Source organism: Escherichia sp. AM3 (assembly GCF_032029835.1).
GTDB classification, from domain to species: Bacteria; Pseudomonadota; Gammaproteobacteria; order Enterobacterales; family Enterobacteriaceae; genus Escherichia; species Escherichia coli.
This window is the reverse complement of sequence record NZ_JAVUPQ010000217.1, coordinates 1-2,229: the sequence shown is the minus strand read 5'-3', so window position 1 is coordinate 2,229 and position 2,229 is coordinate 1. Positions and strand designations below refer to the sequence as shown.

General features: G+C 38.0%; 4 protein-coding genes and 1 pseudogene. All 5 read left to right on the top strand.

Features of this window, described 5'->3' with window-relative positions; all coding sequences use genetic code 11:
- Positions 1-310, top strand: a 310-nt coding sequence (locus RTW80_RS24305; protein ID WP_312720597.1) for a thermonuclease family protein, incomplete at its 5' end; no start/stop codon positions are given.
- 15 nt (positions 311-325) lie between these two features.
- Positions 326-730, top strand: coding sequence for a hypothetical protein (locus tag RTW80_RS24300; RefSeq protein WP_001576899.1), 405 nt, complete (start codon positions 326-328; stop codon positions 728-730).
- Between the two features lie 59 nt (positions 731-789).
- Positions 790-1,110: a hypothetical protein gene (locus RTW80_RS24295; protein WP_312720595.1), complete on the top strand. Its 321-nt coding sequence runs from the start codon at positions 790-792 to the stop codon at positions 1,108-1,110.
- Between the two features lie 26 nt (positions 1,111-1,136).
- Positions 1,137-1,723 (top strand): annotated as a pseudogene (locus tag RTW80_RS24290) (DUF6012 family protein).
- Between the two features lie 24 nt (positions 1,724-1,747).
- Positions 1,748-2,229: DNA topoisomerase III (locus tag RTW80_RS24285; protein WP_312720593.1), on the top strand; the 482-nt coding region annotated here is incomplete at its 3' end.

Here is a 2,229-nt window from a genome sequence, read left to right as displayed (position 1 = left end):
CCCTGAAAAGAAACAACCTTTTGGACGCTGGTCAACTAGTCAGCTTAAAACTCTGGTTGCAGGTAAACAGGTGACAGTCTCTTATTCACATAAAGACCGCTACGGACGCATTATCGGTCATGTGTTCACGACGAACGGCACGGATGCCAGCCGCTTTATGGTTCAGTCTGGCGCTGCATGGGTATATGAACGTTACAACGTGGATGAGTCATTACCGGCTCTACAACGGGAAGCTCAGGAACAAAAACGCGGTTTGTGGGCCGATGCAAATCCGGTTCCACCGTGGGAGTGGCGATACAAACATAACTAACTGATAGAGGTTTTTATGGCTTTATCCCCCAAAGAAAAGAAAGAGTTACAACAACGCTTCGAAAAGCAATTACTACCTGACCTTGATCTGTCATTTGAACTAAATGGCGAAGTATATAAATTTAATTTTGATAAAAATAAGTCAGGTGACTATATCGACAGTTTTACACAAGCAGTATGGGGAGGTTATCAGGATGCCGAGGAATGGAAAAAATATGGTAAACATCAGGAGATAGAATTACCTGAATGCCCTGAACCAGTCGAGGGTTGGTGCGACTGTGATAAATGTAAGTCGATGATTTTTCATAAAGAGAAAAATATTTATGTTTGCCTCTCCTGCCATAAACAAACAGAGCCATTTCTTCCAATTGACTGGAACTCAAACGATTACGATTGGCTACCTTATGAAGATGAATACTAATGCTGAATACTTCACAGTCATAATGGATGAAATGGCGGCATAAAATTAAGGAGGCTTAAATGAATATCCATTTATTTTCAGAAGTATTGTTCTGCGTATGGGTTATAGCTTTGATTGTGATTTTATTTATAGTTGTTAAATATTACAGGCGTGTCCATTACAGACTCAATTCACTGTCTGAAACGATAAAGCGCACACAGGGCGGTGTTAATAAGCGAATATCTGAAAACAGAGAACTGCTTGAACTTATAAAGAATCAACATCCTGAAATTCAGGATGAATATCCGTGGGTAAGTGGTTGGCTTGATTCACAGGAAAAGTTTTTGGTCGCTCTTGCTGATAAGTCTGGTATCGATATCAACAAATCAGGACTTATTTGAGCACACTAAAGATAAAGGAAATCTATATGTACTTGCATATTGTACCTAAACTTTTTCATCGAATGGCTAATAAATGTAGTCTTAAATCTATCTCCATACCTGAACTTAATTTAACTATTGATGATAAATCATTATCTGTGGGGAGACCGTGGCCTAACAAATGTTTATGGGTTGGAATGCGAAAAGGAAGAAAGTCAGTCAATGGCCTCGTTTTGCAAACAGATAAAAATTAAGATGGTTTACTACTATATACACCTGGGATATTGAAGATATGGGATTGATTTATCATCGGGTAAATACCTATATAGAAGATGATGATTTTGATATGGTATCACAGGAAATTCTATTAAATGGTTCTTTTGATAAGTGGAGTGACAGGGTACATTCAGCTTATGAAAATAATCCTCCAGCCAGAATCCAGCCCAAAATGGAGTCCTTATTAAAGAATCCTGGTGAAAACAGTCATGATATGTGGAAAGAGTTCGAATGGGGTGACTTCCTTCTGTCCAGAGAAGAAAGCCTTTTACTTCACACTATTCAGTCTGAACGATTGAATACAGATTGTTCTTTATTCAAAAGACAACCGTCTATTGAAAGTGCATTAGTTATATAAATCAGATACTCTTTGGTGGTTATTATGCAATATGCATTGTTTGATGGATTTGAACGAAAGTTTTTGCTGGATGCTCTTGAATTTGGTGTTCTGAAGGACTGGAAAGAAAATCCGGTAAAAGAACTTCCTGATATTGATGAATCTGTTCACCCCTTCCATGTCTGCTATGGTGGATATTTATTAAATCCTGGTGTTTCAGATTCTGATATTAGCAGAAAAATAAAAGACCAGACAGGATTCTGGCTGGCAGCTATTGATGACACCCGCATGGATTGTCATTCAATAGCTTATTATGATATTCACACACTCCCTATGATTTCGTGTGGTCATCAGAAGATAGTTCCTTTTGCCGCGTTAATAAAAGCTGATGAATGCATCATTTCAAAAATTGCTTCGTATTCTGGTTTTGCTGTAACAGCCTTTTTGAGAATTAAAGACTGGGATATTGCAACTAATATACTTAACCGTGAGGGAATTTTTGCCTTTAATGGCTGTGAGCGCAGATT